Annotated in this window: 26 protein-coding genes; 13 read left to right on the top strand and 13 right to left on the bottom strand. The window is 59.6% G+C overall.

Annotated elements, in window-relative coordinates; all coding sequences use genetic code 11:
• Positions 1 to 11 precede the first annotated feature (11 nt).
• From AC07Z7_RS12685 to AC07Z7_RS12695, 3 genes are all read right to left on the bottom strand, one after another.
• Positions 12 to 1,607, bottom strand: coding sequence for an efflux RND transporter periplasmic adaptor subunit (locus AC07Z7_RS12685; protein WP_137748217.1), 1,596 nt, complete (start codon positions 1,605 to 1,607; stop codon positions 12 to 14).
• Positions 1,608 to 1,614: 7 nt separating this feature from the next.
• Positions 1,615 to 2,973, bottom strand: a complete 1,359-nt coding sequence (locus tag AC07Z7_RS12690; RefSeq protein WP_137748218.1) for a TolC family protein — start codon at positions 2,971 to 2,973, stop codon at positions 1,615 to 1,617.
• 707 nt (positions 2,974 to 3,680) lie between these two features.
• The gene (locus AC07Z7_RS12695; protein ID WP_137748219.1) at positions 3,681 to 6,089 is read right to left on the bottom strand and encodes a heavy metal translocating P-type ATPase; all 2,409 of its coding nucleotides are present in this window, start codon (positions 6,087 to 6,089) and stop codon (positions 3,681 to 3,683) included.
• A 182-nt stretch (positions 6,090 to 6,271) separates the two neighbouring features.
• Between AC07Z7_RS12695 and AC07Z7_RS12700 the strand changes: the two genes are divergently transcribed.
• Positions 6,272 to 6,463: a heavy-metal-associated domain-containing protein gene (locus AC07Z7_RS12700; protein WP_137748220.1), complete on the top strand. Its 192-nt coding sequence runs from the start codon at positions 6,272 to 6,274 to the stop codon at positions 6,461 to 6,463.
• Between the two features lie 101 nt (positions 6,464 to 6,564).
• Positions 6,565 to 7,125 carry a Cu(I)-responsive transcriptional regulator gene (gene cueR / locus AC07Z7_RS12705; protein WP_307722881.1) on the top strand — a complete coding sequence of 187 codons (561 nt, stop codon included), beginning with the start codon at positions 6,565 to 6,567 and terminating at the stop codon, positions 7,123 to 7,125.
• Between the two features lie 387 nt (positions 7,126 to 7,512).
• Here the strand turns inward: cueR and AC07Z7_RS12710 are convergent, their stop codons facing one another.
• The 6 genes from AC07Z7_RS12710 to AC07Z7_RS12735 form a co-directional block, all read right to left on the bottom strand.
• On the bottom strand, positions 7,513 to 7,806 hold the full coding sequence (locus AC07Z7_RS12710) for a hypothetical protein (RefSeq protein WP_137748221.1): 294 nt from the start codon (positions 7,804 to 7,806) through the stop codon (positions 7,513 to 7,515).
• A gap of 62 nt (positions 7,807 to 7,868) precedes the next feature.
• Entirely contained in the window at positions 7,869 to 8,207 is a 339-nt protein-coding gene (locus AC07Z7_RS12715; protein WP_137748222.1) for a copper-binding protein, read from the bottom strand.
• Positions 8,208 to 8,249: 42 nt separating this feature from the next.
• On the bottom strand, positions 8,250 to 8,753 hold the full coding sequence (locus AC07Z7_RS12720) for a cupredoxin domain-containing protein (RefSeq protein WP_137748223.1): 504 nt from the start codon (positions 8,751 to 8,753) through the stop codon (positions 8,250 to 8,252).
• Positions 8,754 to 8,788: 35 nt separating this feature from the next.
• A complete protein-coding gene (locus AC07Z7_RS12725; protein WP_137748224.1) occupies positions 8,789 to 10,201 on the bottom strand; it encodes a multicopper oxidase family protein in 1,413 nt (470 codons plus the stop codon).
• A gap of 17 nt (positions 10,202 to 10,218) precedes the next feature.
• Positions 10,219 to 11,652: a TolC family protein gene (locus AC07Z7_RS12730; protein ID WP_137748225.1), complete on the bottom strand. Its 1,434-nt coding sequence runs from the start codon at positions 11,650 to 11,652 to the stop codon at positions 10,219 to 10,221.
• Positions 11,649 to 11,966, bottom strand: a complete 318-nt coding sequence (locus tag AC07Z7_RS12735; RefSeq protein ID WP_137748226.1) for a hypothetical protein — start codon at positions 11,964 to 11,966, stop codon at positions 11,649 to 11,651. The genes AC07Z7_RS12730 and AC07Z7_RS12735 overlap by 4 nt, the downstream gene beginning before the upstream one ends.
• A 148-nt stretch (positions 11,967 to 12,114) precedes the next feature.
• On the opposite strand from AC07Z7_RS12735, the gene AC07Z7_RS12740 reads away from it, so the two are divergent.
• From AC07Z7_RS12740 to AC07Z7_RS12755, 4 genes are all read left to right on the top strand, one after another.
• Positions 12,115 to 12,795 (top strand): heavy metal response regulator transcription factor, encoded by a 681-nt coding sequence (locus AC07Z7_RS12740; RefSeq protein ID WP_137748227.1) that lies wholly within the window; start codon positions 12,115 to 12,117, stop codon positions 12,793 to 12,795.
• Between the two features lie 2 nt (positions 12,796 to 12,797).
• On the top strand, positions 12,798 to 14,177 hold the full coding sequence (locus AC07Z7_RS12745; RefSeq protein ID WP_137748228.1) for a heavy metal sensor histidine kinase: 1,380 nt from the start codon (positions 12,798 to 12,800) through the stop codon (positions 14,175 to 14,177).
• A gap of 18 nt (positions 14,178 to 14,195) precedes the next feature.
• The gene (locus tag AC07Z7_RS12750; protein ID WP_137748229.1) at positions 14,196 to 15,458 is read left to right on the top strand and encodes a type II restriction enzyme NmeDI-related protein; all 1,263 of its coding nucleotides are present in this window, start codon (positions 14,196 to 14,198) and stop codon (positions 15,456 to 15,458) included.
• 163 nt (positions 15,459 to 15,621) lie between these two features.
• A complete protein-coding gene (locus AC07Z7_RS12755) occupies positions 15,622 to 16,242 on the top strand; it encodes a class I SAM-dependent methyltransferase (RefSeq protein ID WP_137748230.1) in 621 nt (206 codons plus the stop codon).
• A 119-nt stretch (positions 16,243 to 16,361) separates the two neighbouring features.
• Here AC07Z7_RS12755 and AC07Z7_RS12760 read toward each other — a convergent pair whose 3' ends face one another.
• Both AC07Z7_RS12760 and AC07Z7_RS12765 read right to left on the bottom strand, forming a co-directional pair.
• Entirely contained in the window at positions 16,362 to 16,886 is a 525-nt protein-coding gene (locus tag AC07Z7_RS12760) for a DUF4148 domain-containing protein (RefSeq protein WP_137748231.1), read from the bottom strand.
• Positions 16,887 to 16,982: 96 nt separating this feature from the next.
• The gene (locus tag AC07Z7_RS12765; RefSeq protein WP_137748232.1) at positions 16,983 to 17,354 is read right to left on the bottom strand and encodes a hypothetical protein; all 372 of its coding nucleotides are present in this window, start codon (positions 17,352 to 17,354) and stop codon (positions 16,983 to 16,985) included.
• 356 nt (positions 17,355 to 17,710) lie between these two features.
• Here AC07Z7_RS12765 and AC07Z7_RS12770 point away from each other — a divergent pair, with 356 nt between their 5' ends.
• From AC07Z7_RS12770 to arsH, 4 genes are all read left to right on the top strand, one after another.
• Positions 17,711 to 18,034, top strand: coding sequence for an ArsR/SmtB family transcription factor (locus AC07Z7_RS12770; protein ID WP_137748233.1), 324 nt, complete (start codon positions 17,711 to 17,713; stop codon positions 18,032 to 18,034).
• Positions 18,035 to 18,126: 92 nt separating this feature from the next.
• A complete protein-coding gene (locus tag AC07Z7_RS12775; protein ID WP_137748234.1) occupies positions 18,127 to 18,633 on the top strand; it encodes an arsenate reductase ArsC in 507 nt (168 codons plus the stop codon).
• A gap of 8 nt (positions 18,634 to 18,641) precedes the next feature.
• On the top strand, positions 18,642 to 19,688 hold the full coding sequence (arsB, locus tag AC07Z7_RS12780) for an ACR3 family arsenite efflux transporter (RefSeq protein ID WP_212742282.1): 1,047 nt from the start codon (positions 18,642 to 18,644) through the stop codon (positions 19,686 to 19,688).
• On the top strand, positions 19,663 to 20,376 hold the full coding sequence (arsH, locus tag AC07Z7_RS12785) for an arsenical resistance protein ArsH (protein ID WP_137748235.1): 714 nt from the start codon (positions 19,663 to 19,665) through the stop codon (positions 20,374 to 20,376). Before arsB ends, arsH begins: the two co-directional genes overlap by 26 nt.
• 364 nt (positions 20,377 to 20,740) lie before the next feature.
• Here arsH and AC07Z7_RS12790 read toward each other — a convergent pair whose 3' ends face one another.
• Both AC07Z7_RS12790 and AC07Z7_RS12795 read right to left on the bottom strand, forming a co-directional pair.
• Positions 20,741 to 21,598, bottom strand: coding sequence for a universal stress protein (locus AC07Z7_RS12790; protein ID WP_137748236.1), 858 nt, complete (start codon positions 21,596 to 21,598; stop codon positions 20,741 to 20,743).
• Between the two features lie 11 nt (positions 21,599 to 21,609).
• Positions 21,610 to 23,088: a SulP family inorganic anion transporter gene (locus AC07Z7_RS12795; RefSeq protein WP_137748237.1), complete on the bottom strand. Its 1,479-nt coding sequence runs from the start codon at positions 23,086 to 23,088 to the stop codon at positions 21,610 to 21,612.
• A gap of 626 nt (positions 23,089 to 23,714) precedes the next feature.
• On the opposite strand from AC07Z7_RS12795, the gene AC07Z7_RS12800 reads away from it, so the two are divergent.
• The 3 genes from AC07Z7_RS12800 to AC07Z7_RS12810 all read left to right on the top strand — a co-directional run bounded on the left by AC07Z7_RS12800 (position 23,715) and on the right by AC07Z7_RS12810 (position 26,819).
• Positions 23,715 to 23,891 (top strand): DUF2933 domain-containing protein, encoded by a 177-nt coding sequence (locus AC07Z7_RS12800; RefSeq protein WP_249368202.1) that lies wholly within the window; start codon positions 23,715 to 23,717, stop codon positions 23,889 to 23,891.
• A 39-nt stretch (positions 23,892 to 23,930) separates the two neighbouring features.
• Entirely contained in the window at positions 23,931 to 26,294 is a 2,364-nt protein-coding gene (locus tag AC07Z7_RS12805) for a heavy metal translocating P-type ATPase (RefSeq protein WP_271463218.1), read from the top strand.
• Between the two features lie 69 nt (positions 26,295 to 26,363).
• Positions 26,364 to 26,819, top strand: coding sequence for a hypothetical protein (locus AC07Z7_RS12810; RefSeq protein ID WP_137748238.1), 456 nt, complete (start codon positions 26,364 to 26,366; stop codon positions 26,817 to 26,819).
• Positions 26,820 to 26,885: the final 66 nt, after the last annotated feature.

Raw genomic sequence — 26,885 nt, forward strand, 5'->3', positions numbered from 1 at the left:
GGAACTCCGGGTCAGTGCGTGTGTTCGGCTGATCCCTTGCCGAGTTCGGACTTAACGACAAAACTGCCTGCTGCCGCGTAAGGCATACCGGCCTTCAGGCCCCGGACGACCTCGACCCGCTTGCCATCGCTGCGACCCAACTGCACTGGCTGAGCGATGAAGCCGCCGTTGACCTTAAGAAACACCACGGGCTTTTCGCCGATGCTTTGAACCGCATCCGCAGAGATCGTCACAGGGATCGAGGCTTCTTCGGATACGACCTCCACGTTGACAAAAAGTCCCGGACGCCAGGCACCCTTGGGGTTGTCCAGTACGACACGCGCCTTGGCGGTGCGCGTCTGCTCGCCAATGAGCGCGCCGACAAAGGCCACAGTGCCCGTGGCGGACGCATCAAACGCTGTGGCCTTGATGGTCACCCTTTCTCCGACCCGCACTTGTGATATGTCTTTGGCTGGAACATTGATTTCGGCCCACACCTTGCTGAGATCAGAGATCGTGAAGACGGCCGCGTCTTCCTTGACCGCCTCGCCCAGGCTGATGTGCTTCTCGATGACGACGCCATCGAAAGGCGCCCGCAGTTCGAGCCGATTGAGCCCGGAAGCGGAGGATCCCGAGAGGCCGAGCGCGCCCAACTTCTGATGGGCGTTGGCAACAGCAACTTCGGCCTCGCTCAAGGCCTGCTTGGCCTGGAGGTAGTCCTGTTCAGCCGAGACTTTCTGCTCCCAGAGCTTCTTCTCGCGGTCATACGTTGTTTTGGCCAAAGCCAGGCGTTTCTGAGCGGTCTGCAGTTCGCTGCGTTGCTCGGAAGCCATAGGGCTGGCGATCGCGGCCAGGATCTGCCCCTTCTTGACGACCTGGCCCAGATTAGCGCTGACGCTTTCCACCACGCCTGCCAGGCGTGGGACCACATGCGATGTCCGGTCCTCATTGAGGCGGATTTCGCCCGGCAGCAGCAATGCCGTTTTGATGGTAGCTGCCGAGGCAGTGTCCACTCCGATCGCGGCGGCTTTGATCTGGGCATCAGTGAGTTCGACCTTGCCTTCTTCTTTGCTCATGACGAACATGAACGGTTCGGTAGCCGTCTGGGCAATGATTTCGATCTCGAACGCATGCGGCTCTGCAACCACCTCCCGACTCACCCAACTTCCTTTTTCAGGAGTGAATGTCAGTTTTTGTGTTTCCTGCGTCAGGCGAGTGATCGTTGCCGAAACAGATGCAGTCCCGGCAGGCAACGATTTGTCCTTGTCGGACATCCAGATGCGCAGCCGAGGTTCCCCGCCGTCTTCCACGAGCAACGCCTCCAGGCTGAAATCGCCTTCCTTGAAGAGGCTTCCGCCGTTCGGTCCCTTGGCCTGGCTCTCCTCGTGGTGCTCTCCATCCTCATGGCCTTTGTCATGGCCGTGTCCATCACCTCCACCTTTTCCATGATGCTCACCATCGCCATGGCCTTTCTCCTCCGCGTGTGCTCCATGTCCATGGCCATCACCGCCCGCTGTGCTGGGCTTGCCGCTCTTCAAGATGAAGGCTCCCGCACCAACCCCCATGGCGATAACGACCGCGATGGCAATGAGGTGCTTTTTGCTGATACTGGTTGTGCTGCTGTTCATGATGTTCTCAGTTCAGAGGCGCGCTCTGGCCGTTGAAAGTGGGATTGCCCGTAAGGCGTGCGATGTCTGCAGCTGCGCGATGAGCTTCCGCGACGGCCTTTAGGTACTGGGACTTGGATGCAAGGTAGGTTCGTTGTGCGTCCAGCACTTCCAGGAAGTTGAACTTCCCGTTCTCGAAGCCGGTGATCGCCGCGTCGTACGCTGACCTGGCACCTGGAAGAACCTCTCGTTCCAGCGCCTGAACCTCGACAGTGATGGCCGCGATCTTTTCTCTAGCCTGAGAAATCTCGCTTTGGACGCGAATGGTGGTAGCCCTCAGGTCGTCTTGTGCCTTGTCCTCCAACTTCAAGGCTTCAAGCAGATTGCCTTGGTTGCGGTCAAACACTGGTAGAGGTACTGAGAACCCCAGAAGCGCCACATTGCGTTGAGTTTCGTTGCTGCGCTTGACGCCGACGCTCACGGTAAGGTCAGGCACACTCTTGCTTTTCTCCACAGCGGTAAGCGCGCGGCGACGATCCACCTCCAGGCGCGCCCGCACTAAAGCTGGGGAAGACGCAGCAAGCGTTAGAAGATCGGCAGTTGCAGGAACCGCGGGCACTTGATCCGCTTTGCCATCCAGAACAAGAGGTACCGGGTCTGTCTTGCCAAGCAAAGCCAGCAATCGCGTCTGCGCGTTACGCTCCTCGCTCGCAGCCTGGACCAGCTCGACCCGCACGCTAGCCTCCGCAACTTTGGCCTTGGTCTCTTCCACGGGTGAGACTTTGCCGGCAGCGACCCGCTTCCCAACGTTCTCCGTGGTTGCTTTTGCCAACAAAACGCTCTCATTGGCCAGAATTCGGCGCTCCTGAGCATTGAGTGCATCAAAGTAGGCGGCGACGACATGGGCACGAACTGTTGCCTTGACCTCATCCAGGTCCACCTGGGCCTGCTCACGCGCCTTCTCCGCAGCCTTCGTCCGTGCTGCGCGTTTGCCTCCAAGTTCGATTGGCAAGTTGATTTGCCAGCTCTGCGCACGCGACTGTGTGCGAGTATCTTCAAGCGAGTAAGCCAACTCCGGATTGGGACGCGCCTGTCCTTGCAAGACCTGCCCCTCAGCAGCCTGTACTTGACGCAGGGCCGCTGCGACCTCTGGGTTGTTCTCCAACGCCTGCGCGAGTGCCTGCGTCAGCGAAAGCGGTGGCGCACTCAGCGCTGCAGCTCCAGCGACTGCGTGAATCTGACCTGCAGGCGGAGCTTGGCCAAGAGTCTGAGCGATAGCTCCACTCGTAGTGATCAGCAGCAGTAGTGAGGTGCTGATCGCACGAACGGTTTTTTTTCGGCGGCATTGCGCGCCGAGTTGTTTTTGAATGTAGGAACCCTTGAACATCCGATTCTCCAGTGATGACGAACACACAGGAATCGGCGGGGCGGCGCCTGGGCTTCCAGACGACCGGTCAAATACATACAGCGCACGCTATGGCGCCTGCTCTCAGCGAGCAGATGCAGATGACTGAAGCAAAAAAGTAGTTGCCCCCGCCGATCAGGCGAGGGAAAGCCACTGAGGGCGGTCCGGAGGTACAGCCGCTACGCCCGTCAGGGGAAAAGCGGCACGGACCGTGACACTGGATTGATTGGAGGTCGCCGCCTGACCTGCCAGCAAGTGCGTGACGCCAATGCCCAGCCCGTGGCAGAGGCAGCAGTCCACATCGAAGGTGTCTGATGCCTGAAGACCGTCGTCTGCCTTGCCTGGCAAGTTTGAAGCTTCGTGATTGTGCTCGTGATGGCCCACGTGCTGTGACTGGGCAGGCGCGCGCTCATGCATGCAATAGGTCGCCACCGCAGCCCAGCTGAACTGGAACGGTAGCAAAACGAGCAACAGTGTGGCGAACCAACGACCCATATACAAAGTCTAGCATGCGCTTTCAGACGACCCGTGCTGAGAATGACGCACGGGGGCGATAACTTGACGGGTGAATTTTTCAAGTCCGAGGGGATTCTAGAAGACACGTGGCAACGGTGACGTGGCGCCAAGATTACGATTCTGAAAGATTTGTCGTCCCAGCCACCGCTCTGAAGTTCACGGTATCTCCGTCCTCAAGGCTTCCAAGAACGCAGCAGCAACGCATTGGTCACCACACTCACGCTGCTGAGGGCCATAGCTGCTCCCGCCACCATGGGATTCAACAGGCCAAATGCAGCCAAGGGGATCCCGACCACGTTGTACGCGAATGCCCAGAAAAGGTTCTGACGGATCTTTGCGTACGTGCGCCGGGAGATGTCGATGGCATCTGCGATCAACGCAGGGTCACCACGCATCAGCGTGATCCCCGCAGCATGCATGGCCACGTCGGTGCCCGTGGACATGGCAATTCCCACGTTCGCTGCCGCCAGAGCAGGCGCGTCATTGATTCCGTCGCCCACCATTGCAACATGCCTGCCACCTGACTTGAGCTGGGCCACGATATCCGCCTTGCCTTCCGGCAGCACATCGGCACGAACCTGATCGATGCCCAACGCGCGGGCTACTGCGCCTGCGCTTCCCTTGTTGTCTCCGGTGACCAGGACGGTCTGGGTGCCCAGAGCATGCAGTTGGGCAATGGCCTGTTGTGAGCTGGGCTTCACTGTGTCTCCAAATGCCAATAGTCCCATCACTTCTGGCGCATCGGTCACGTCCGCCAACCAAGATACAGTGCGGCCCTCTTGCTGCATCTGCGCTGCAGCCCCGGTCAGACTGGCCGTGTTGACACCCAACTCCTCCATGTAACGTGTACTCCCGAGGCGGATCTGGCGTCCTTTGATGACAGCAGACATGCCTCTGCCAGCGACCGCTGTGACCTCAGTGGCACGAGGAACGGTCACACCCTGGGTGCGTGCAGCGTCCATCACGGCCTTTGCCAGTGGATGCTCGCTGCCGTTCTGAATGGCCGCAGCAAACGGAAGCAACTGATCCTGGAGGCCTTCTGCAGGCATCGCAGCCGTCAAAGTGGGCTTCCCCTCGGTCAGGGTGCCGGTCTTGTCGAATGCCACGGTGTCGATGCGGTGGGCAACCTCCAGCGCTTCTGCATCCTTGATCAGAATGCCGTGGCGTGCTGCTACGCCAGTGCCCGCCATGATTGCGGTGGGAGTTGCCAAGCCCAGCGCACAAGGGCATGCGATCACAAGTACCGCAACAGCATTGAGGATCGCCTGCTCCCAGTTGCCTGTAGCGAAGCCCCAGCCCATCAGTGTGATGGCAGCAAGACCGAGCACGACAGGCACGAAGACAGCACTGACTTCATCCACTATTCGTTGGATGGGGGCCTTCTTTGCCTGCGCCGACTCAACCATTCGCACGATGCGCGACAGGGTTGACTCTGCGCCAATGGCAGTCGTCCGTACCAGCAGCAAGCCCTCCGCATTCACGGCGCCCCCCGTCACTTTGTCGCCGACATGCTTCGCCACAGGCAGGCTCTCCCCGGTGATCAATGACTCATCCACCTGGCTGGCGCCTTCGATCACCGAGCCGTCTACCGGGACTCTCTCCCCTGGGCGGACAACCACCGTATCACCTACTTTCACGCGTGAAAGCGGTAGATCGACGTCGCCGTCATCAGTGCGCACGCGTGCAACTTCTGGGCGCAGCGCATGCAGCGCCCGGATCGCTTCTGTGGTTTGCCGCTTGGCTCGGGCTTCCAGCCACTTCCCGAGAAGGACTAGCGTGACGATGACAGCGGAGGCTTCAAAGTACAGGTGGGGCGTGCCGTGCTCAGCGTGCTTGAACAGCAGGTACAAGCTCAAGCCGTACCCGGCCGACGTACCCAATGCGACCAGCAGATCCATGTTGCCTGCGCCTGCACGAAGAGCCTTCCAGCCAGCGCGGTAGAACCTCGCGCCCAGCCAGAACTGCACAGGCGTGGCCAGGGCCAGTTGAATCCAGCCGTTGAGCGTCCAGTCTAGACCGAACAGCATGCCAAGCATGGGCAATACCAGGGGGAAGGACAGACCAGCGGCCAGAGCGACAGGCCACCAGGGCGCCGACTGCTTGTCGTGTTCGGTGGGAGTGTTCGTGTCCGCAACCTGTGCCTCATAGCCCGCCTTTACAACGGCGGCTACCAGACGTTCGGGAGGCAATCCTGCATCGAAACGAACCTGCGCACGCTCCGTGGCTAGATTGACTTCCGCGTGCTTGACGCCCGGTACACCCTTCAGCGCTTTTTCGACACGTCCCACGCACGACGCGCAGGTCATCCCATCGATCAGCAGCTCCACGGACTCTTCCGCCACTGCGTATCCAGCCTTTTCGACAGCCGCAGCCAAGGCCGGGACTGGCACCGTAGATGCGGCAACCACGGAGGCGCGTTCAGTAGCAATATTCACGGTCACCTCGCGGACCCCAGGGACGGCTTTGAGGGCCTTTTCAACGCGTCCAACGCAAGAGCCGCAGGTCATGCCAAGTATCGGAAGATTCAGGTGTGCGATCGATAGTGAGGCGGACGGCCCCGCTTCATGGGCAGTGGTATTCATAGCAATCTCCATGTGGTGTTCAACTTCGGCGTTAACCGGCAGAGTTCGAACTTTCAGGGTTGACACGATGGGAGACGCAAGCGAGGCGGCGCTCCTGATTGGATATCTATCTGGTCACTTGACCTTGCCCCAGTGGCAGACCGGAGACTGAAAGCCTCTTAACTTTTTCCAAGAGGTGAAAAATGCATGAATTCCAACTCCCCGACATGACCTGCGGACACTGCGCGGGGATGGTGAGCCAGACGCTTCAGATGACAGACCCTGAATGCAAAGTGCAGGTGGACATGTCCAAACGCATGGTCATTGTGCAAAGTGCGGAAGATCGCAAGACACTGGTCGAGGCACTGACCGAAGCTGGATATCCGCCCGCCTGATCTAGGCTTTACAGACGCCAATATTCAGAGCGCTTGACATTGACACGGTGGTAAGGACGAAAGTCCTTGCTACCGTGTTATTCCTTTGCACAGGAGCATCCATGACCACACTCATGAACATCGGCGATGCAGCCAAGGCGGCAGGCGTATCGGCCAAGATGATCCGCCACTACGAGCAAACAGGTTTGTTGCCGGAAGCCGAACGCAGCGAGGCCGGCTATCGAAAATACGGTGAACGTGAAGTCTCGGTACTGCGCTTCATCCGGCAGTCGCGCCGCCTCGGCTTCTCCATGCCCCAGATTGCAGAGCTGATTGGCCAATGGGGCGACACCCACCGCACCAGTCGTCAGGTGAAAGCGATTGCCGAGCGCCATCTGGCAGATCTGGAGGAAAAGCTACGGGAAATTGTCGAGATGAAATCGGCTTTGGAGCAGTTGGTTTCTGTGTGCGCAGGCGACGATCATGCCCATTGCGCGATCCTGGAAACCCTCGCTGCGGACAGTCCCTCTGCCCCCAAGCACAGTGCGAGCTTTGTCAAACCGAAGCGTCGCGGTGCCAAGGCCACCCCCGCTCACTCTGAGGTAGCCAACAAGCCGACAACCAGTCATTTGGATCTCATGACATGGATGCGCGGCGTACATGTGCATCGAGGCGCGCACTGACCTGGATAGCCAGGAGCCGTCCACATGAAGCGGCTGCTGCAGGCGGCCGTGCTTGGGCGGCCGCCTATAGGAGTCATGATTTTCTGTGCTCCTTCCCCTGCGCTTGTGCCCGGGAGTTCGCGTGACGCGGGGACTATTGAGACAGCCGCAGTAGAGGTTTGATCCATCAACACAGAGTTACCTTCGCAAAATTTCCCTTGGAACGAAAAAGCCGACTTGCGTCGGCTTTTTTCCTCGCGCTTCAGGTGATCCAGCCACAAAGCCATCGCGACTGGTTTTGCGTTGTGTGCATAGCACGCTAGCCACGGGACCGGCGATAGCCCAGCTGTGTGGATCCGGCGTTGATCAATCCCACCGGACCAAACAAAGAGGGCATACCCATGCTTGTCACTTGGGCGTAGAACCCGGAGTGGCTTCCTTGTGGGGCATGGCTTCGCGTGCGGCAGCCTTCTCCTGCCCGCGCGATTCGGCCTTGTTGGTTGTCGCCACACCGGAACCTTCACCACGGGCGGTGCTTCCATCGTTGGCACGCTTGACCGGCACGGCTGGGCGAGCCTTCTTGTGATCTTCACCATGGGCCTGGGCCTTGGAGTTGGTGTATGGCGTGGCTTCCTGGGTGTCGCCAGCTGCGAACGCAGAGGATGCGGCGGTCAGGGCGAGGGTAACAAGAAGAGTTTTCATGATTTTTCCTTTGTGAATTGATGGATGAACTGATAACGGTCCGATCGCGGGGCGCGAGCCGCTTACTTGGCAGGTTCGATGGCGGTGACCACCATCTTCCCGTTCTCGCTCACCACCATGAACTGGATCTTGTCACCGACCTTCGCCTTGTCGAGCAAGGCCTTGTCCTTGGCGGCGAACACCATGGTCATGCCAGGCATTTCCAGGTGTTTGATGTCCCCATGCTTGATGGTGATCTTGCCCGCATCCTTGTCGATCTTGCGCACTTCACCATCGGTCATGGATGCCGCAGCAGCAGCGGATTTGCTGGGCTCAGGGGTAGCCTGGGCCATACTGGTCACAGGAACCAGCGTCGCCAGCGACAGCAGCGCTGCAGCCAGAAATTGGTTAGCTTGTTTCATCTCTGAGACTCCTTTGCTTGTGGTTGGCAGCAATCCTGCGGATTACTTCTTGGAGACCTTGACCTGGCCTTTCATGCCAGCGTCGTAGTGGCCTGGGTACAGGCAGGCGAAATTCACATCGCCAGCCTTGGTGAACTGCCAGATGATTTCGCCTTGCTTGCCAGGAGCCAGGGAGATCTTGCTGGGTTCGTCGTGCTCCATCTCTGGGAACTTCTTCATCGTCTCGTAGTGCTCCTTCAGTTCTGCTTCGGTGCCGAGACTGAACTCGTGCTTCACCTGGCCAGAGTTCTTGATCACGAACTTGATGGTCTCGCCTTCTTTGACGGAAATCGCTGCGGGCGTGAAGCGCATGGTGTCGGCCATGTCCACATTGATGGTTCGGCTGACCTTGCCTGCTTTGCCTGGCTGACCAATGGCGGATTCAGCGCTGCCATGGCCACGGGCGCCACCGCCATCATGGCCACCACCATGGTTGCCACCAGCAAAGCTGTTGAAGGACAGGGCCACCACAGCGGAAGCTGCGATCAGGGAAAAAGTGCGTTTCATAGGTACCTCGGGTTGTGAATCGAAAAACGGAGCGATCAGTGACCGCTATGGGAAGAAGGCTTCTTGGCTTTGACGACCGTGTCTGAACTGGCCTTGTCTTTGCGCGGCATGGACTGGCCACCTTCGGACTTGAAGCGGGCGGGCTCGGCCATCGGACCGGTGTACTCGTAGGCAACCGTCCCATGTGGCGGCTTGTACCAACCTGGATTCTTGTAGTCGCCAGGCTTCTGGTCCCGGCGCACCTTGACGACGCTGAACATGCCGCCCATCTCGACCGAGCCGTAGGGACCTTCGCCAGTCATCATCGGGATGGTGTTGTCCGGAATAGGCATTTCCATTTCGGTCATGTCCGCCATCCCGCGCTCGCCCATCACCATGTAGTCGGGAATGAGGTTGTTGATCTTCTTGGCCACGCCCCGGTGGTCCACGCCGATCATGGTGGGGATGTCATGCCCCATGGCGTTCATGGTGTGGTGGCTCTTGTGGCAGTGGAAGGCCCAGTCGCCTTCCTCATCGGCCAGGAATTCAATCTGCCTCATCTGGCCCACCGCCACGTCCGTGGTGACCTCGTAGAGCCGTGTGCTCTTGGGGGTCGGTCCGCCATCGGTGCCCGTCACCAAGAACTCGTGGCCATGCAAGTGCATGGGGTGATTGGTCATGGTGAGATTCCCGATGCGAATGCGCACCTTGTCGTTCAACCGAACATTCAAGGAATCAATGCCAGGAAAGATACGGCTGTTCCAGGTCCAGAGGTTGAAGTTCAGCATTTCTGCAACTTTGGGTGTCGCAGCGCCTGGCTCAATGTCATAGGAGCTGAGCAAGAAGCAGAAATCGCGCTGAACTTCATCGATCAGGGGGTGCTTGGCCTTAGGGTGTGTCACCCAAAAGCCCATCATGCCCATGGCCATTTGCGTCATTTCGTCGGCGTGAGGGTGGTACATGAACGTACCGGGTCGGCGTGCAACGAATTCGTAGACGAAGGTTTTCCCGGGCTGGATTGCGGGCTGATTCAGGCCTGCCACACCATCCATGCCATTGGGCAGGCGCTGTCCATGCCAGTGGATGCTGGTGTGTTCCGGCAGCTTGTTGGTCACATAGATGCGCACCCGATCACCTTCGACCACCTCGATGGTGGGGCCTGGGCTTTGACCGTTGTATCCCCACAGGTGGGCCTTGAAACCGGGGGCCATTTCGCGCACCACGGGTTCGGCCACGAGATGGAACTCCTTGACGCCCTGGTTCATGCGCCAGGGCAGCGTCCAACCATTGAGTGTGACCACGGGGTTGTAAGGGCGGCCAGAGTTGGGAACCAGGGGCGCCATGGTGTCGGCGCTGCCCTGGAAAATGGGCTCTGGCAAAGCCGCCATCGCGACTCGGCTCACACTTGCGGCAGCGACAGCTCCTCCGGCAATGCCTGCAAAGCGGAAAAAATCTCTTCTTGAATTCATGTTGATTTCCTTGGGGATCAGTGACCAGCACCAGCTTCGGCAGCAGCGGCGGCGCCGCCCGAGACTCCGGCACTTGTGGGCTTGCCAATCAGGGAGGCTTGCAAGGCAGCGTCCGCCAGCCAGAACTGCTGTTCGGCATTCAGCGCCGCCATCACGGAATTGACCTGATCTCGGGCGTCGGCGAGCAGCTCAAAGACACTGATCAACATGCCGTTGTAGCGAAGCTGGTTTTCTTCGGAGATGGTCTTGCGCAGGGGGATCACTTCCTCGCGATGGTGGCGGGCGATGTCATAGGCCGTACGGTAGGCTGAGTAGCTCTCCCGCAAATTGGATCCAGCCGCGCGAGCGGTGGCCTCCAAGCGATTGGCCGCAGCCAGGGTCTGGCCATTCATCGCATTGCGGCGCATGCCGCCCCAGTCGAAAATAGGCAGCTGCAGGCTGATCTCAAAGCCGCGCCGTGTTGAGTGCGTGTTTTCTGCCGCATCAAAGACAGAATCACGCCGTACCCCCAGTTCGATGTCAGTGAACGTGGTGACCGTGTTCCACCCCTGTGCCCGCGCGGCAGCGTCGTACTCTGCCTTCGCAATTTGCAGATCCAGACGGCCCTTGGAAGCTTGGCGGCCCGCGTCGGCAGCAGACAGCGGCTCTGTGGGCAAAGCTGGCAGGCGCTGTGGCAGCTTGAGCATTTGGGCCTGTGCGTCGTCCAAGCCCAGCAGACGAACCAGTTCCTCTCGGCTCGCCGTCACCTGGTGCTGGGCGCTGGCCAATTGGGTGGCGGTATCCGCATAGAACGCTTGCTGCCGCGCACGGTCGAGCTTGTTGAAGTTTCCGACCGCCTGCATGCGCTTGGCCAACTCTGCACTGGCTTGGGCACTGGCGACCACTTGCTGTGTGTAGGTCAGTGTCTGCTGCGCCGCGACAGCACGGACCCAGGCCTGTCGTACCTGCGTGACCTGATCGACCACATCGCTGCTTAGACGCAGCTGGGTTTGCTTGATGCGTTCTTCTGCCAAACCCTTGCGCGTTGGAAGGGTCAACAGATCCAGCAGTCCGAACGACAAGAGTCTGCCGATTTCCGTCTCACTTCCCAGGCGCACACGCTCCAGACTGAGAATGGGATTGGCAATCCGACCGGACTGGGCTGCAGTCGAGGCATCCGCCCAGTTCTGGGCCACGATGGCCTGCATGGATGGGCTGTTGACCAAGGCGAGTTGAACGGCGTCCTTCTGGCTGAGGGGTTTGCTCAGTAGCTCCGAGGCGCGCTGACGCAAGGCGTCACGTTCGGCTTGGTCCCTTGCGAGCGTGAGTTTGCCGTCGGTGAAACCACTTGTCGCGGTGTTGGCGTTGGAAAGGTTTTGTTCCAGGTTCACGCTGGCACAGCCAGACAGAACGGCCACCGTGGCGACAGCCAAAACGATTTTGGTAGAGGGCATACGCAGCTTGCGGTTCATTGCTTGCCCCCATGGTGTGCATCATGACCGGCGGCAGACGGCTCCTGCCCGGACGCAGGAGCTGCCTGGCGCATTTCCTTGGCATAGGCACGCCATCCGCCGATTTCGCCCACCTTGTCGTTGGCTTGCCGCCAAGACTGCACCTTTTGCTCCTGGTAGGGCTCATAGCTCGTGAACGCTGATCGGTAGGACAGCTGATAGTCCGGCTTTGCCATTTCAGGCGCCGCCGATTGCGCGAAGCCCAGGGAAGGAGCCAGTAGCGCGACCGCCAGAAGTTGGGTTGATTTAGGTCGTGAAGTCCAAGGATTTTTCATAGGTGCCCCATGCGTTTCTTGATGTAGGGCATTCTGTGCGGACCTTGCTTCCGCCGAAATAACATGTTGATTACATCTTTGTTATGTTGAAGAAAGGAAAGTGATCTGCGGGCACACTTGCCGCCACACCTGAGTCAAGGAGAGTCCCGTGAAGATATTGATCGTCGAAGATGAGATCAAAACCGGCGAGTACCTGCGCCAAGGATTTCGGGAGGCGGGGTTCAACGCGGATTTGGTCCGCACCGGCGTGGATGGCCTTCACATGGCCCAGGAAGGCGACCATGACCTGATCATCCTGGATGTGATGCTCCCAGGAATGGATGGATGGCAAGTGCTCAAGAGCTTGCGCCGCAGTGGGCAGGAAATGCCGGTGCTGTTTTTGACCGCCAAGGACCAAGTAGACGACCGCATCAAAGGCCTGGAGCTGGGCGCCGATGACTATCTGGTCAAGCCATTCTCATTTGCAGAGTTGCTTGCTCGCGTGAGGACCATCCTGCGGCGCGGGCGCAATGGCTCGGAGGTGACGGTGCTGCAGGTCGGCGATCTAGAACTGGATTTGCTGCGCCGACGCATCAGCCGCTCGGGCAAGCGCATCGACCTCACGGCCAAGGAGTTTGGATTGTTGGAATTGCTCATGCGTCGCCAGGGGGAGATCTTGCCCCGCTCTCTGATTGCCTCCCAGGTATGGGGCATGAACTTTGACAGCGATTCCAACGTGGTCGAGGTAGCGATGCGACGCCTTCGCGCAAAAATCGACGATGCCTATGACACCAAGCTCATCCAGACAGTGCGCGGCATGGGATACGTGCTTGAAGCGCCCGAGGTGTAAGAGTGATCCACCGGTATTCGCTGACCACCCGGTTGACGGTTTTTTTTACCCTTGCGTCTGCTTTCGTCCTGGTGGGACTGGGCGTTTTGGTCGCCATCTCCATTGACCGCCATTTTGTAGAACTTGACCGCGATGCATTGCGGGACAAGATTCACCTGACCCGCGAAGTGATAGGCAAATCCACGTCTCCTCAGGATCTCAAAACCCGCCTGGATGACGTTCTGCACAGCCACGAAGGGCTTTTTGTCAATGTCCTTCGCGGCCAAGAGTCCATCTACTCAACGCCTGATTTCCAGTTCCCGAGCAACATGCTTGAGTTGACTTTGGGAGCCCGCCTGGGGGTTGCATCATGGCAAACCCCGAAGCACGAATACCGAGGAATGGCCGAGTCCATTTCCATGCCAGAAACCTCGGAACAGCCGTTGCAGATTTGGGTGGCTCTGGATATTGCCCACCACAAACATTTCATGTACGGCCTGATTCAGGCACTGGTGGCCTATGTGGCCTTGGCGACGCTGGTAGCAGGAGCCCTGGGCTGGTGGGCCGCCAAAAACGGCTTGGCGCCTCTGAGGACCATGCGCACGCGCGCAATGGCCATCACGGCGCAACGGCTGGACGAGCGCATTCCCAGTCACGCATTTCCCATTGAGATGGCTGACCTTGCGACGACCCTGAATGAGATGCTCCGGCGCCTGAAAGGAGAATTTGACCGCCTGTCCGAGTTTTCCTCAGATTTGGCGCACGAGTTGCGCACCCCGATCAACAATTTGATGACGCAGACGCAAGTGACGCTCAGCCAGGCCCGGACTACGGCCGAGTACCAGGACATCCTCGCGTCCAATGCCGAGGAATACCAGCGCCTGGCACGCATGGTCGCGGACATGCTGTTTCTGGCCAAGGCCGACCATGGGCTCATCCTGCCCAGTACGGAGAGGATCGCCGTGCACGATGAGGCAAGTGCCCTGTTTGAGTTCTACGAAGCCCTGGCTGAAGAAAAGCAGGTGCACCTGAGGCTGTCTGGCGAAGGGGATGTCAGCGGAGACCGTTTGATGTTGCGCAGGGCGCTCAGCAATCTTCTGTCCAATGCCATTCGATACACCCCGCCCGGTGAGCAGATTGCCGTTGAGATTCAGGGTGATGTGCACGGAACCACGGTGAACGTGATCAACCGAGGGCCTTCCATCGACGCGCAGATGATCCCCAGGCTGTTTGACCGTTTTTTTCGGGCCGACAAGTCGCGCAAGCAACTGGACTCCGATGGTGCAGGTCTTGGGTTGTCCATTACCCAGGCCATCGTTCACGCGCATCGTGGTCGCATTTCCGTGAGTTCGATAAGCGGCACGACCTGTTTCTCGATGTATTTCCCCAGTACAAAATCGTAGGAAAGCTCCCGACAACAGATGCATGATCCACTTGCCGAACTCATCGATTGCTGGAAAGCGGATCCCGGCAGTACCTACAACACCTGGTTTCTTTGGGACCAGCGGATAAAGAACTTTCGCTCAATCCGCCGTGGGATTGCGCAGGTGGTGCTAGATATTCGCGCAGGGACTTTTGGCAACGCCTACCGAGGTTCCTCGCTGGAGACAGTGGTAGGGTCGGTTGCGGAGCAGCGCCAGATATTCAAAGGTGCGGACCACGCGTTTCTCTGGAAGCCCAAACTGCGCATCCCCGATATCTATGAGAACGCCAGCAACCAAAACGCCTTTGCTGATTTGCTTCACACCTGTGACCACTGCGATTGCGCGGAGGATGTAGTGGCGGCAATACAGCGTATAGACGCCATTGGCATCAAAGGCCTGGGCCCAGCTGTAGCGAACTTGCTGTATTTCATTCACCCCACGTTGGTGACCCCCTTCAACACTGCCATCGTCAATGGGTTCAATGTCGTCACAGGGGGGCGCGTGAAGCTTGGCCGCTGGGACCACTATCTCTCCATGCGTGAAGGCCTGCTGCGTCTGAATGAGCAATTCCGCCTGAAGCTCTCCAACGACCTGGGAGCGATAGCTGGACTCATGTTTGACGTTGGCGCTGGCCGATATACACCGCCGCCCGCCGCTATGGACGGTGCCGCTATCGACCTCTGGAGAGAAGATCTGGAGCGCGTGCGACAGGAGTCCGCTGCCATGCAAAAGGAATTGGCGCTGGCCCGCGAGGGCGACGCAACGCATACAGGCGTCCAGGCCTTGCTGCGGGATCTCGGAAAAGCCCTGGGGTTTGGTGTCTGGATTGCTTCCAACGACCGGGGGCGGGTGCATGGCAGCGGCCTGCTGGGAGATGGGTGCATGGACCAACTGCCCACCATGGCAGACGGTGGCCTGGAATCCGTGCGGTTGATTGACGTAGTGTGGGTCGATGCCCACACCAGCCGCGTTGCCGCTGCGTTTGAGGTGGAGCACACCACGTCTATCTATTCAGGGATAGTGCGCATGCTCGACCTGGCTTTGGGAACCCCCGTTGCAGAAAAGTGCGCGTTGTTTCTGGTGGCCCCGGACAATCGCCGCGACAAGGTGGCGGAGCAACTTCAAAGACCAGCCTTCTCCCGCGTTTCGGAACTGGGGATTCGTTATCTTCCCTACAGTCAGCTAGAGCAGCACCATGCGTCTATGAGCCGCTTTGGCTCCAGCATCAAGCCACTGCTTGAGATTTCCCAACGGCTGTAGCCCGTCTGTTCGGCTAAAACAGCGCTCGTCCACGAGGTGCAAGGTCCCCGCCCTTGGCGACTGGCCTGCCTGGTGCTGCCAGCGAGATGATTTTGATGTTATGACCAGCTGCACAATCGGAGGGCTGGCGTTTCAGGCGGAAGTGTCCGCACAGGAGATTGGTATGCAGTCCAAGGATCATTGGGAGCAGGTCTACACGACAAAGGCCAGCTCCGGCGTAAGTTGGTTTCAGGAGCACGCGCGGCAATCGGTGGAACTGATTCAGCAAACGGGCGCCGCCCCTGACTCCAGCATCATTGATGTGGGCGGTGGTGCTTCGACCCTGGTGGACGATCTGCTCGACGGGGGGTACCGGAAGATCGCGGTCTTGGATTTATCAGCGGCGGCGCTGGCGGCATCGCAGTCACGTTTGGGGCATCTCGCCAGCAAGGTTTCCTGGCTGGCGGGCGACATCACAACACTTGAACTCCCTCGGCACGCCTACGATGTTTGGCATGACAGGGCAGTATTTCATTTCCTGACATCGCCAGAGGAGCGCAGGGCCTACGTCGATTCGGTCCTGCGCGCAGTCAAGCCTGGAGGGCACGTCATCGTGGCAACCTTTGCCGAGGACGGGCCACAGAAGTGCAGCGGTCTAGAGGTGATGCGCTACAGCGCGGATGGACTTCATGCAGAGTTTGGTGCTCCATTCACGCTTTTGAAGCAGGAGCGCGAAGAGCACCGCACGCCATTGGGAACGGTGCAGAAATTCACCTACTGCCTCTGCCGCAAAGAGCCAAACTGAGGCCTCACCCGCCACTGAGCGGGCTAGCGGTATCTTGCCGGACTCAGCTTGGCTTCAAGCATTGTGCTTCCGAGGCCAAGTGCTTTTCCTCGGGCCTCTGCAGTGGGCGGTAAGAGAGTTTAGAACTGTGGATCCTTGGCCGAAGCATCCAAGCTGGTCGCCACAGCGGCATGGTGTGCCGCGTGGTAGCGGTCTGGATAGATCTCGTTGAGTTTGCGGCCGTCTTCACCCACCGCTACAAGCTCACCTTCGCGAATGGCGCGTGCAAGTTCGCTTTTGACCTGATCGCGGGTCTTGTAAGACTTGGCTTCCACAACGGGGTAGCGCCGCGACATCAGTTGATTGAGCTTGGCACCTGACTCTCCCGCCGCGAGCATTTCGCCTGATCGAATTGCTTGCTCCAGTTCAGCTCGCACTTGCTCACGGGTTTTCATGGACGGCGCAGTAGCAGTTACCGGGTAAGCGCTGGGGTTGATTTGCTTGAGCGTCATGCCCGATTCGCCATAGGCAAGCATGTCGCCACTTTGCATGGCCTGTGCCAGCTCCGCCTGAACCTGCTGGCGCGTCTTGCTGATTGCCTGATCCGAGGCAAATGCAGGGGCTGCGATCAAGGAGAGGACGATGAGTGTGGATTGGATTTTCATGATGAACTTTCCTTCTTGAGAAATGATGGATTGGGTGTGTACAGCTGTATGCCAGTTCGTGGATAGGCATACAGCCGTGGTTCTTGTGAGAGGGGATCAGGGCAGTTGTCGGGCATCAACCCAGCCAGCCTCGCCGCCCATATCGCGCACACCGTCGCGACCCACGGGATTGCGCTTGGCCGACTGCAATTCATCCAGGACCTGTTGGCGGGTCTTCGTCAGCTTGGGGCCTGGGACGAGTGGATAAGTGGCGGGGTAGCCACGGCTGATCCAGTACAACGAGCCGTCCTTCTGAGCAGCGAGAACGGTGCTTTCAACGGACTGGCGGGTAACTGCGTTGCCAAGATGGTCGGGAGCCAGGCTCACGCCTTCTTCCTGGCTTGGGCTGGTGTGATACACCGACGTGGCGAAAGAAGCTGAGGCGGATGCAGCAAGGCTGGCGACGAGGATTGCGGTACGGACTTTCATGATGGTCTCCTGTGGCGCCGGATGCCCGATATGGTCCATCCAGGTGGCGTTTTGTGCGCCACGGAGAGAAGTCTATAAATCGCCCCCGAACAGGACGGTGACCTGCTGATTACTCTTTTGATACCTGCATACGCTGATGAAGGTTTCGGTTGCATTGCGCCCACTACCAGGCGACCAAGTGACCAATCCCGCACGCTGAGTTCGGTTATGACGTCCCGACTACGGCTTTAGGCCCAGCCAGGCGCTCGCACTGAAGCGCGGCACAGCCGTAGACAAGCCTTGATAGGGTCTCCCTCTAAAAAAGCTGATATTCGAGCATTCTTTCGATAATTCAACATTTATTGTATTATTGAGGAATGAATGAATCAGACGTAGTCCGCTCGCTCGCAGCCCTCGCGCAAGAGGTGCGCCTCCGGGTGTTTCGGGCACTCATCGTTGCAGGCCAGGAAGGCCTCACGCCTGGGGCAATCTCCGAGCAACTGGGGGTGGCCTCCAACACCCTGTCGTTTCACCTCAAAGAGTTGGCCCATGCTGGCCTGGTGAGCCAGGAGCGCCAAGGGCGCAACTTGGTGTACCGCGCCTCGTACCAGACCATGAACGATCTGCTGGCTTATCTGACAGAAAACTGTTGCCAGGGTGCGCCTTGCCTCACTGAAGAGGCTGCCTCCTGCCACTGCTGAGTGGTTCGCCATATGGCAATACATGACCCGAGCGCTGGTGCGCGCTCAGCCCCGATTCACCCATCTCACCACCATTGACCCTGGAGTTCACCATGAGCGAAACGCAACAACCCTTGAACGTTCTCTTTCTTTGCACCCACAACTCCGCGCGCAGCATCCTGGCCGAGGCCCTGCTGAATGACATGGGCTCGGGCCGGTTCAAGGCTTACTCCGCAGGCAGCAGCCCGCGCGACAACCAGCAACCCAACCCCCTGGGCCTGCAGGTGCTGCAGAACGCTGGCATTTCCATCGAAGGCCTGCGCAGCAAGAGCTGGGATGAGTTCGCCACGCCCGACGCGCCACAGATGGACCTGATCATCACGGTGTGCGACAACGCGGCTGGCGAGGTCTGCCCCATCTGGCCAGGCCACCCCGCCACAGCGCACTGGGGCTATGCCGACCCCAGCGAGGGCGACGGCACGGACGAGCAGAAACTTGAAGCCTTCCGCCAGACGCTGCACGCCATGAAGCGTCGGCTCGAACTGCTGGTGAGCCTTCCCGAAGACAAGCTGGCCAAGGCGGTGCTTCAGACCACCGCTCGCCAACTGGTCACAAACTGAGAAACGCGATGCAGAAATCCAGCATGAGCGTGTTCGAGCGCTACCTCACCGTTTGGGTGGTGCTGTGCATCGTGGTGGGGATCGGGTTGGGCCAGGTGTTTCCTGGCGCAGCACGCGCGATTGGTGCGTGGGAAGTCGCCCGCGTGAACATTCCGGTGGGCCTGCTCATCTGGGTGATGATCATTCCGATGTTGCTCAAGGTGGACTTTGCCGCCCTGGGCGAAGTGCGCAACCACATGCGCGGCATCGGGGTCACCTTGTTCGTGAACTGGCTGGTCAAGCCGTTCTCCATGGCTTTTTTGGGCTGGCTGTTCATACGCCAGTGGTTTGCCCCGTACCTGCCAGCTGACCAGATCGACAGCTACATCGCTGGCTTGATCCTACTGGCCGCAGCGCCGTGCACCGCCATGGTGTTCGTGTGGAGCCGCCTGACGGGGGGCGATCCCCTGTTCACGCTGTCCCAAGTGGCGTTGAACGACAGCATCATGATTGTGGCATTCGCGCCGCTCGTGGCTTTCCTATTGGGCCTGTCGGCAATCACAGTGCCATGGGATACCTTGCTCACCTCTGTGGTCCTGTACATCCTGATTCCAGTTGTGCTTGCCCAATGGTTGCGTCGCGCGCTTCTGTCACGAGGCCAAGCGGCGTTTGACGCTGCGCTGCATCGCATTGGTCCGTGGTCCATTGCTGCGCTGCTGCTCACGCTGGTGCTGCTGTTCGCGTTCCAGGGCGAGGCCATCCTGCAGCAGCCCCTGGTCATCGCATTGCTGGCGGTCCCCATCCTGATCCAGGTGTTCTTCAACTCCGCGCTGGCGTACTGGCTCAATCGTGCTGCCGGAGAAAAGCATGCGATTGCCTGCCCATCAGCATTGATCGGTGCTTCCAACTTCTTCGAGCTGGCCGTGGCGACAGCCATCAGCCTGTTCGGCTTTCATTCGGGTGCGGCACTGGCCACGGTGGTGGGCGTTCTCATCGAGGTACCGGTCATGCTGCTGGTGGTCAAAGTCGTGAACTCATCCAAGGACTGGTATGAATCCGGATCTTCCCAACGTTGATGCTGCGCTCTTGGAGCGAGCCGATCTTGAGCGGTTGGTACCCGCACAAAGCTCTACCCATGCCCCCCGCATCCTGTTGCTCTATGGCTCGGTGAGGGAGCGCTCCTACAGCCGATTGCTGACCGAAGAAGCCGCGCGACTGCTGCGCACCCTCGGTGCTGAAACCCGCATCTTCGATCCCCGTGGGCTGCCACTGCCGGACGCGGAGCCTGACAGCCATCCGAAGGTGGTGGAATTGCGAGAGCTTGCCCAATGGGCCGAGGGCATGGTCTGGACCTCCCCGGAACGCCACGGCGCGATGACAGGCATCTTGAAGATGCAGATCGACTGGATACCCCTGTCTGTGGGAGCAGTGCGGCCGACCCAAGGCAAGACGCTGGCGGTGATGGAGGTGTCGGGCGGCTCGCAGTCGTTCAATGCTGTCAACCAGATGCGGGTGCTGGGCCGATGGATGCGCATGATTACGATCCCCAACCAGTCGTCGGTGGCAAAAGCCTTTCTGGAGTTCGACGAAAGTGGCCGCATGAAGCCATCGAGCTACTACGAGCGCGTGGTGGATGTGATGGAGGAGCTGGTGAAGTTCACGCTGCTCACGCGCGACTGCGCTGACTACCTTGTGGACCGGTATAGCGAGCGTCGGGAGAGCGCCGAGGCGTTGTCTAAGCGAGTGAATCAGCGCAGCATTTGAATGGCCGTTATAGGGCTGGGTCCTTGCGTCGCAAGACGCCTGAATTTGTCAACCACCCCCGCAACTTTTGCTCGATGGCATGCCAATCAGCCATCAGGCATGGAAGCTCTCGCGTCGTTGGCATTGTCAATTCTCCGTCCAGTTGCAGCACCGCCTGTCCGAGCGCCCCATGCATACATTGCCGACCAAGGTTTGGGCGCTGCCTGCGGACCTGATCTACAGATTGTGATCTGTGGTGACGGTGTCCATCAAACGCACTCCCACCGTCCAGAATCGCCTTGGAGGGGGTTGACTCTGTACCCGCCGTCATTGTCCTGTGAAGGCGGGTACAAAGCGGCCGGAGCTTGTCGCCCCAGATGCTGCCTCAGCGGAGAACCAGGACCGGGACCCTACAGTGACGCAGTAGTGTTGTTGTGGTGCTGCCGATCACGAGATGGCGAATGCGCGAATGCCCATACGCCCCCATGACCAGTAGTCCTGCCGCTTGCGACTCCATCAAGAGCGGCAGAGCATGCTCGGGTTCCCCGGGGAGCAATGTCACCGTGGCTTCAAATCCTGAGGTTTCCAGAATTTCTTTGGCCGCGCGCAGTTGTTCGTGGGCTGCAGGTGTATCGGGTGCACACATCGCCACCAACGCAGGCAAGCCTTTGAGCATCGGGCTGCGGGCGACGGTTTCCAGCATTTTGGTTGCGGTAGCACTTCCATCAAATGCGATGACAAAACGCTCGGGCTCCACGAAGTGTTCGGACGTTGCCACTAGCACAGGTCGCTTGACCGCGCGGATCACCCGTTCAAGGTGGTGGTCCAGGTGCAGCTTCCCAGTGGTCTTGGCCTGGTAGTGCTCACCAAGTACGAACAGCCGCGCATCAGACTCCAATTCCACCACGGAGTCTACAAACTCCCCATGGCGCATCCGGCCCTCCACCTGTTGGACCCCGGCTGCCGTGGCGCGCGCCTGGGCGCTGGCCAGCATCTGACGCCCCGCTTCCTGGGCCAGCTTCCCCCGCTGGGCATCCAGATCACTCAGTTGCTGAAGCAGCATCTCTTGCGCGCCCAAGCCAATGGCTCCGCTGAAATCGGTAACGGCAGAGCTGCTGGGGTCGCGCTCTAGCACGTGCAGCAGCTCCAGCGGAACGCCCAGGCGGTTGGCGGACCATGCAGCCCAGTCAACCACAGCGGTGGTGGTCGTCAGGCCATCAATACAGGCATATACCTTGTTCATCGGGAGTCTCCTCAATGCATGAGTTGTTCAACAGCGCCAGGCTTGTCATGGATGGCAAAACGGTCCACCAGCGTGGCGCTCGCTTCGTCCATGCCGACCACCTCGACCTCGGTGCCCTCGCGGCGCAGCTTGAGCACGGCTTTGTCCAGGGCACTCACAGCGGTGATGTCCCAGAAATGCGCGCGGCTCACGTCAATGCGCACCCTTTGCACCACTTCCTTGAAGTCAAACGCGGCAAGGAACGCCTCGGACGAGGCAAAGAACACCTGGCCCACTACGCGGTAGACGCGGGTGTTGCCGCCGTCCTCACTCGCGCTGTCCACGCGCAGCACGCGGCCCACCTTGTGCGCAAAGAAGATGCCCGACAGCAGCACGCCCACGAACACTCCCTTGGCCAGGTCGTGCGTGGACACAGTGACAACCACGGTGGCGATCATCACGATGGACGAACTGGGCGGGTGCTCGCGCAGCTTGCGCACCGAGTCCCAGCTGAAGGTGCCGATACTCACCATGATCATCACAGCCACCAGCGCAGCCATGGGGATCTGGCTGACCCAGGGACCCAGAAACACCACCATGGTCAGCAGCAGCGTGCCCGCCGTCAGCGCCGACAGCCGCCCACGCCCGCCGGACTTCACGTTGATGACCGACTGCCCAATCATGGCGCAGCCCGCCATGCCGCCGATGAACCCCGTGGCAATGTTGGCAACCCCCTGTCCCATGCATTCACGGTTCTTGTTGCTGGGGGTGTCGGTCAGCTCGTCCACGATGGAGGCCGTCATCATTGATTCCAGCAAGCCCACTACGGCCAACGTAGCCGCGTAGGGGAAGATGATCTTCAAGGTTTCCAGGTTCAGCGGCACATCGGGCAGCAGAAACACCGGCAGACTGCTGGGCAGCTCGCCCATGTCGCCCACGGTGCGAATATCAAGACCCATGACCATCGAGATCGCGGTGAGCACTACGATGGTCACCAGCGGCGAAGGAATCGCCTTGGTGATGTATGGAAAACCGTAAATGATGGCCAGACCGGCAGCTGTCATGGCATACACCACCCAGCTCACGTTGGTCAGCTCGGGCAATTGCGCCATGAAGATCAGGATGGCCAGCGCGTTGACAAAGCCCGTGATCACCGACCGCGACACAAAACGCATCAGCGCGCCCAACTTGAGCACACCTGCCAGGATTTGCAGAACCCCGGTGAGCACCGTGGCCGCCAGCAGGTACTGCAAGCCGTGCTCCTTGACCAGAGTCACCATCACCAGTGCCATGGCGCCGGTGGCGGCAGAAATCATGCCGGGGCGCCCGCCCGCAAAGGCAATGATTACGCAGATGCTGAATGAGGCGTAGAGACCGACCTTGGGGTCCACCCCCGCAATGATGGAAAACGCGATGGCCTCGGGGATGAGCGCCAGCGCAACGACGATACCGGCGAGCAGATCGCCCCGGATGTTGGCAAACCATGTTTGCTTGAGAACTGAGAAATTCATAGGCATAGGAAACGCGACCAGCCAATGCTGATGCGTTCAAGATGGGAGGACTAGACAAGACTGCACCACTGAGGCTAGGTGCTAGGCTCAGAGGCGAGATGGTGAAACGAGGCGAGAACCCGCTAGTGCGGTGCCTGAAGAGGCGGGACTACGGCGGTGTCACCGAGCAGAAATACCCAAGCGGCAACTCACGGTTTGGCACGAAAACCGTAGCTTTGGAACACTTCTGGATAAGTTTTGACACCATCGGATTGTAGTCGGACGCTCCTTTTGCAACCTACTTCCTTCGCGGAGGTGCGCGCAGCCAATCATCGTCTCCGCCGTTCACGATCAACAGTCAAGTTGTTCGAAAGGCAGGACTGACTGTTAAACGGTTCCGGTATACGCAGATGTTGCCCGACATGCACGACAGATTGAATTCTTTCTGCAGTTGGGTCTAGGGATAGCGCATCCCTTGATTCAGGTCAACGACGACCGCCGCTCACGGTTGACATTCCCACCGTGTAAAGCCTTATCGTTTTCGCAAGGTTTACCAATCTTCTGCGTACCTTTTGGAGAACACCGTGAAGCATGGCCACATCACAGAGCATTCGAATACTACGACCCCCACTGGTAACGGCAAAAAGTTGATCGGAGCAGCGGTCATGCTTGGGCTGATCGGTGCATTCTTCCTGGTCAGAGAGCATTGGTCGCACATCGCAGGCTACTGGCCATATCTGCTCTTGCTGGCCTGCCCTTTGATGCACCTCTTCCACGGGCACGGAGGGCATGGAGCCCACGGTGATGATTCGAACAAAAAGTAGTCCCTACTGACTTGCAACACATCTACAGGGAGGCCATCCATGCCAACTGCATCGCCGCACGATCACGCAAGCCACGGACACCAGCATCATGAGGGCCATCACGGACATTCATCTGTGCCTGCGACAGGACTGAAAGATCCTGTTTGCGGGATGAATGTGACTGACCAGTCGCCTCACTCTGCAGAACACCAGGGAAAGCGCTACTACTTTTGCAGTACCAAATGCCACACCAAGTTTGTCGCGGCACCTGACAAGTACGCGCCCTCGGCCCTTGGCGAAGTCGCTGCGCAGCCCGAGGAAGCCCAGCCCGGCACCATTTACACCTGCCCAATGCACCCGGAGGTCCAACAGGACCATCCTGGAAACTGCCCTAAATGCGGCATGACATTGGAGCCCATGCTCCCCACTCTGGATGAGGGAGAAAACGCCGAGCTCGTGGATTTCCGGCATCGCTTCTGGTGGACGCTGCCCCTCACCGTCGTGGTCACTGTTCTGGCCATGGTGGGGCACCGGCTGCAGTGGTTCGAGATGGCGACACAGAGTTGGATTGAGCTGGTCCTCACGGTACCCATCGTCCTGTGGGCGGGCTGGCCCTTCTTCGTTCGCGGTGCGCAGTCGGTCGTGAACCGCAGTCCCAACATGTGGACGCTGATTGGTCTGGGGACGGGCGCAGCATTTGTCTACAGCGTGGTCGCTACCGTTGCGCCAGGGGTGTTTCCAGCCTCGTTCCAGGCCATGGGGCGCGTGGCGGTGTACTTCGAAGCTGCAGCCGTCATCATCTCGCTCACGCTCCTGGGCCAGATGCTGGAGCTGAAAGCACGCTCCCAGACCTCGGCCGCCATCAAATCGCTGTTGGGCCTGGCTCCCAAGACGGCGCGGCGCATCGACGCCAACGGCCAGGAAAGTGACGTCCCGTTGTCCCACGTCCATGTGGGTGACCTGCTGCGCGTGCGCCCCGGGGAAAAGGTCCCTGTCGATGGGGTCGTGGTCGAAGGGAGTAGCGCAGTGGATGAAGCCATGCTCACGGGAGAGCCTGTGCCCATTGTCAAAGGGCCGGGGGATGCCGTCATCGGAGCCACGCTCAATACCAACGGAGCGCTCGTGATCCGGTCCGAGCGGGTGGGCTCCGCCACCATGCTGTCACAGATCGTTCAGATGGTTGCCCAGGCACAGCGCTCCCGGGCTCCCATGCAGCGCATGGCCGACCAGGTGGCGGGTTACTTCGTGATGGCCGTGGTGGGTATCGCGTTGCTCACACTCTTCGCGTGGGGCCTGTTCGGACCGGAGCCACGTTGGGTCTATGGCCTCGTCAACGCCGTGGCCGTGCTGATCATCGCGTGTCCCTGTGCGTTGGGCTTGGCTACGCCTATGTCCATCATGGTGGCCACCGGCCGGGGTGCAACCAGTGGTGTTCTGTTCAGGGATGCCGCCGCCATAGAAAACCTGCGCAAGGTGGACACGCTGATTGTGGACAAAACAGGCACGCTGACCGAAGGCAAGCCCTCCTTCGAGCGTGTAGTGGCCATGCCCGGTCAGTCGGAGGATGAGGTTCTGCGCCTGGCGGCCAGCCTGGACCAAGGCAGCGAGCACCCGCTGGCCGACGCCATTGTCCAGGCGGCCCGCGCCAAGGGGTTGGCCCTGGACAAGCCCGAGGACTTCGAGTCCGGGTCGGGCATCGGGGTACGCGGACGGGTCGCCGGGCGCCAGATCGCCCTGGGAAACACGGTCCTTATGGAGCAGGTGGGCGTTTCTGCGGATCCGCTGCTTGCGCAGGCCGAGGCCTTGCGCGCCACAGGCGCCAGCGTGATGTACCTGGCGGCCGATGGCCAGCTTCAAGGCCTGCTGGCGGTCTCCGATGCCATCAAGGCCAGCACACCCGAAGCGCTGGCAACCCTCCATGCGGCGGGACTGCGGATTGTCATGGCCACGGGCGACGGCATGACCACCGCCCAGGCCGTGGGCGCCAAGCTGGGCATTGACGAAGTGCATGGCGAAGTCAAACCTGCAGACAAGCTGGCGCTGGTGTCGCGGTTGCAGGCCGAAGGCCGCGTTGTCGCCATGGCGGGGGACGGGATCAACGACGCACCCGCCCTGGCCAAGGCGGATGTGGGGATCGCGATGGGTACTGGCACCGATGTGGCGATGAACAGCGCACAGGTCACCTTGGTCAAGGGCGATCTGCGAGGTATTTCCACTGCTCGGGAATTGTCGGAGGCAACGGTGGGAAACATGAAACAGAACCTGATGTTTGCCTTCCTCTACAACGCGCTGGGCATCCCGATCGCCGCAGGGCTGCTGTATCCCTTCACTGGATGGCTGCTGTCGCCAATGATTGCGGCCCTGGCGATGAGCCTGAGTTCAGCGTCGGTGATCGCCAACGCCCTGCGGCTTCGCCAAAGTTGAACTGACAAGCTGACCGCAGATTTGATCTAGGTTAAGCCCGCAACCCCGACTCTGGTTACCATTCGCACCATGACTTCCGCCAGGAACACCGTATTGCGCCGAGGACGCTGGATTTCCAGCATCCTGGTCGCGGCGTTGCTCCTGATGCAAGTGGCACTGGCAGCCTACGCGTGCCCGAAGCTGGACTCCGCAGTTCATGCGGTGTCGATGCAAAAGGCGGGCATGGCCATGGAGAGCGCTGTCGGCATGCCCTCCATGCCGGAATGCCACGCCATGGCAGGGACGATGGATGAACAGGATCCGCAGCTTTGCCGCGCCCACTGCGATGGCGACAGCCTGTCTTCGCCGACGCTTCAGGGCCTTGATCTCCAGGCCATCGCGGCGCATGCCGTCTGGATCGCCTATGTGCTTCCTGCAGTGCTCGATTCAGAGCGCCACATCGACGCTCGGGCTGTCTATTCCGAGTTGGACAGTCGAGCGGGCTCGCCGCCCATTTATCTGACGCACCAGGTCTTCCGGAATTGATCGTGCACGGTGTGCGCGCTGCCCTGTGGCATGCGCGCATTTGATTTCGTGCCCTTTCATTTCGAG

This window comes from Acidovorax sp. GW101-11A03 (genome assembly GCF_059424825.1).

Coding starts and splice junctions, on each gene's coding strand:
- AC07Z7_RS12700 (WP_137748220.1), top strand. CDS start 6,272: ATGCATGAATTCCAACTCCCCGACATGACCTGCGGACACTGCGCGGGG.
- AC07Z7_RS12805 (WP_271463218.1), top strand. CDS start 23,931: ATGCCAACTGCATCGCCGCACGATCACGCAAGCCACGGACACCAGCAT.
- AC07Z7_RS12795 (WP_137748237.1), bottom strand. CDS start 23,088: ATGAATTTCTCAGTTCTCAAGCAAACATGGTTTGCCAACATCCGGGGC.
- AC07Z7_RS12755 (WP_137748230.1), top strand. CDS start 15,622: ATGCAGTCCAAGGATCATTGGGAGCAGGTCTACACGACAAAGGCCAGC.
- AC07Z7_RS12760 (WP_137748231.1), bottom strand. CDS start 16,886: ATGAAAATCCAATCCACACTCATCGTCCTCTCCTTGATCGCAGCCCCT.
- AC07Z7_RS12720 (WP_137748223.1), bottom strand. CDS start 8,753: ATGAAACGCACTTTTTCCCTGATCGCAGCTTCCGCTGTGGTGGCCCTG.
- AC07Z7_RS12715 (WP_137748222.1), bottom strand. CDS start 8,207: ATGAAACAAGCTAACCAATTTCTGGCTGCAGCGCTGCTGTCGCTGGCG.
- AC07Z7_RS12775 (WP_137748234.1), top strand. CDS start 18,127: ATGAGCGAAACGCAACAACCCTTGAACGTTCTCTTTCTTTGCACCCAC.
- AC07Z7_RS12695 (WP_137748219.1), bottom strand. CDS start 6,089: ATGAATACCACTGCCCATGAAGCGGGGCCGTCCGCCTCACTATCGATC.
- AC07Z7_RS12735 (WP_137748226.1), bottom strand. CDS start 11,966: ATGAAAAATCCTTGGACTTCACGACCTAAATCAACCCAACTTCTGGCG.
- AC07Z7_RS12810 (WP_137748238.1), top strand. CDS start 26,364: ATGACTTCCGCCAGGAACACCGTATTGCGCCGAGGACGCTGGATTTCC.
- arsB (WP_212742282.1), top strand. CDS start 18,642: ATGCAGAAATCCAGCATGAGCGTGTTCGAGCGCTACCTCACCGTTTGG.
- AC07Z7_RS12750 (WP_137748229.1), top strand. CDS start 14,196: ATGCATGATCCACTTGCCGAACTCATCGATTGCTGGAAAGCGGATCCC.
- AC07Z7_RS12710 (WP_137748221.1), bottom strand. CDS start 7,806: ATGAAAACTCTTCTTGTTACCCTCGCCCTGACCGCCGCATCCTCTGCG.
- AC07Z7_RS12725 (WP_137748224.1), bottom strand. CDS start 10,201: ATGAATTCAAGAAGAGATTTTTTCCGCTTTGCAGGCATTGCCGGAGGA.
- AC07Z7_RS12730 (WP_137748225.1), bottom strand. CDS start 11,652: ATGAACCGCAAGCTGCGTATGCCCTCTACCAAAATCGTTTTGGCTGTC.
- AC07Z7_RS12685 (WP_137748217.1), bottom strand. CDS start 1,607: ATGAACAGCAGCACAACCAGTATCAGCAAAAAGCACCTCATTGCCATC.
- AC07Z7_RS12765 (WP_137748232.1), bottom strand. CDS start 17,354: ATGAAAGTCCGTACCGCAATCCTCGTCGCCAGCCTTGCTGCATCCGCC.
- AC07Z7_RS12770 (WP_137748233.1), top strand. CDS start 17,711: ATGAATGAATCAGACGTAGTCCGCTCGCTCGCAGCCCTCGCGCAAGAG.
- arsH (WP_137748235.1), top strand. CDS start 19,663: ATGAATCCGGATCTTCCCAACGTTGATGCTGCGCTCTTGGAGCGAGCC.
- cueR (WP_307722881.1), top strand. CDS start 6,565: ATGACCACACTCATGAACATCGGCGATGCAGCCAAGGCGGCAGGCGTA.
- AC07Z7_RS12790 (WP_137748236.1), bottom strand. CDS start 21,598: ATGAACAAGGTATATGCCTGTATTGATGGCCTGACGACCACCACCGCT.
- AC07Z7_RS12690 (WP_137748218.1), bottom strand. CDS start 2,973: ATGTTCAAGGGTTCCTACATTCAAAAACAACTCGGCGCGCAATGCCGC.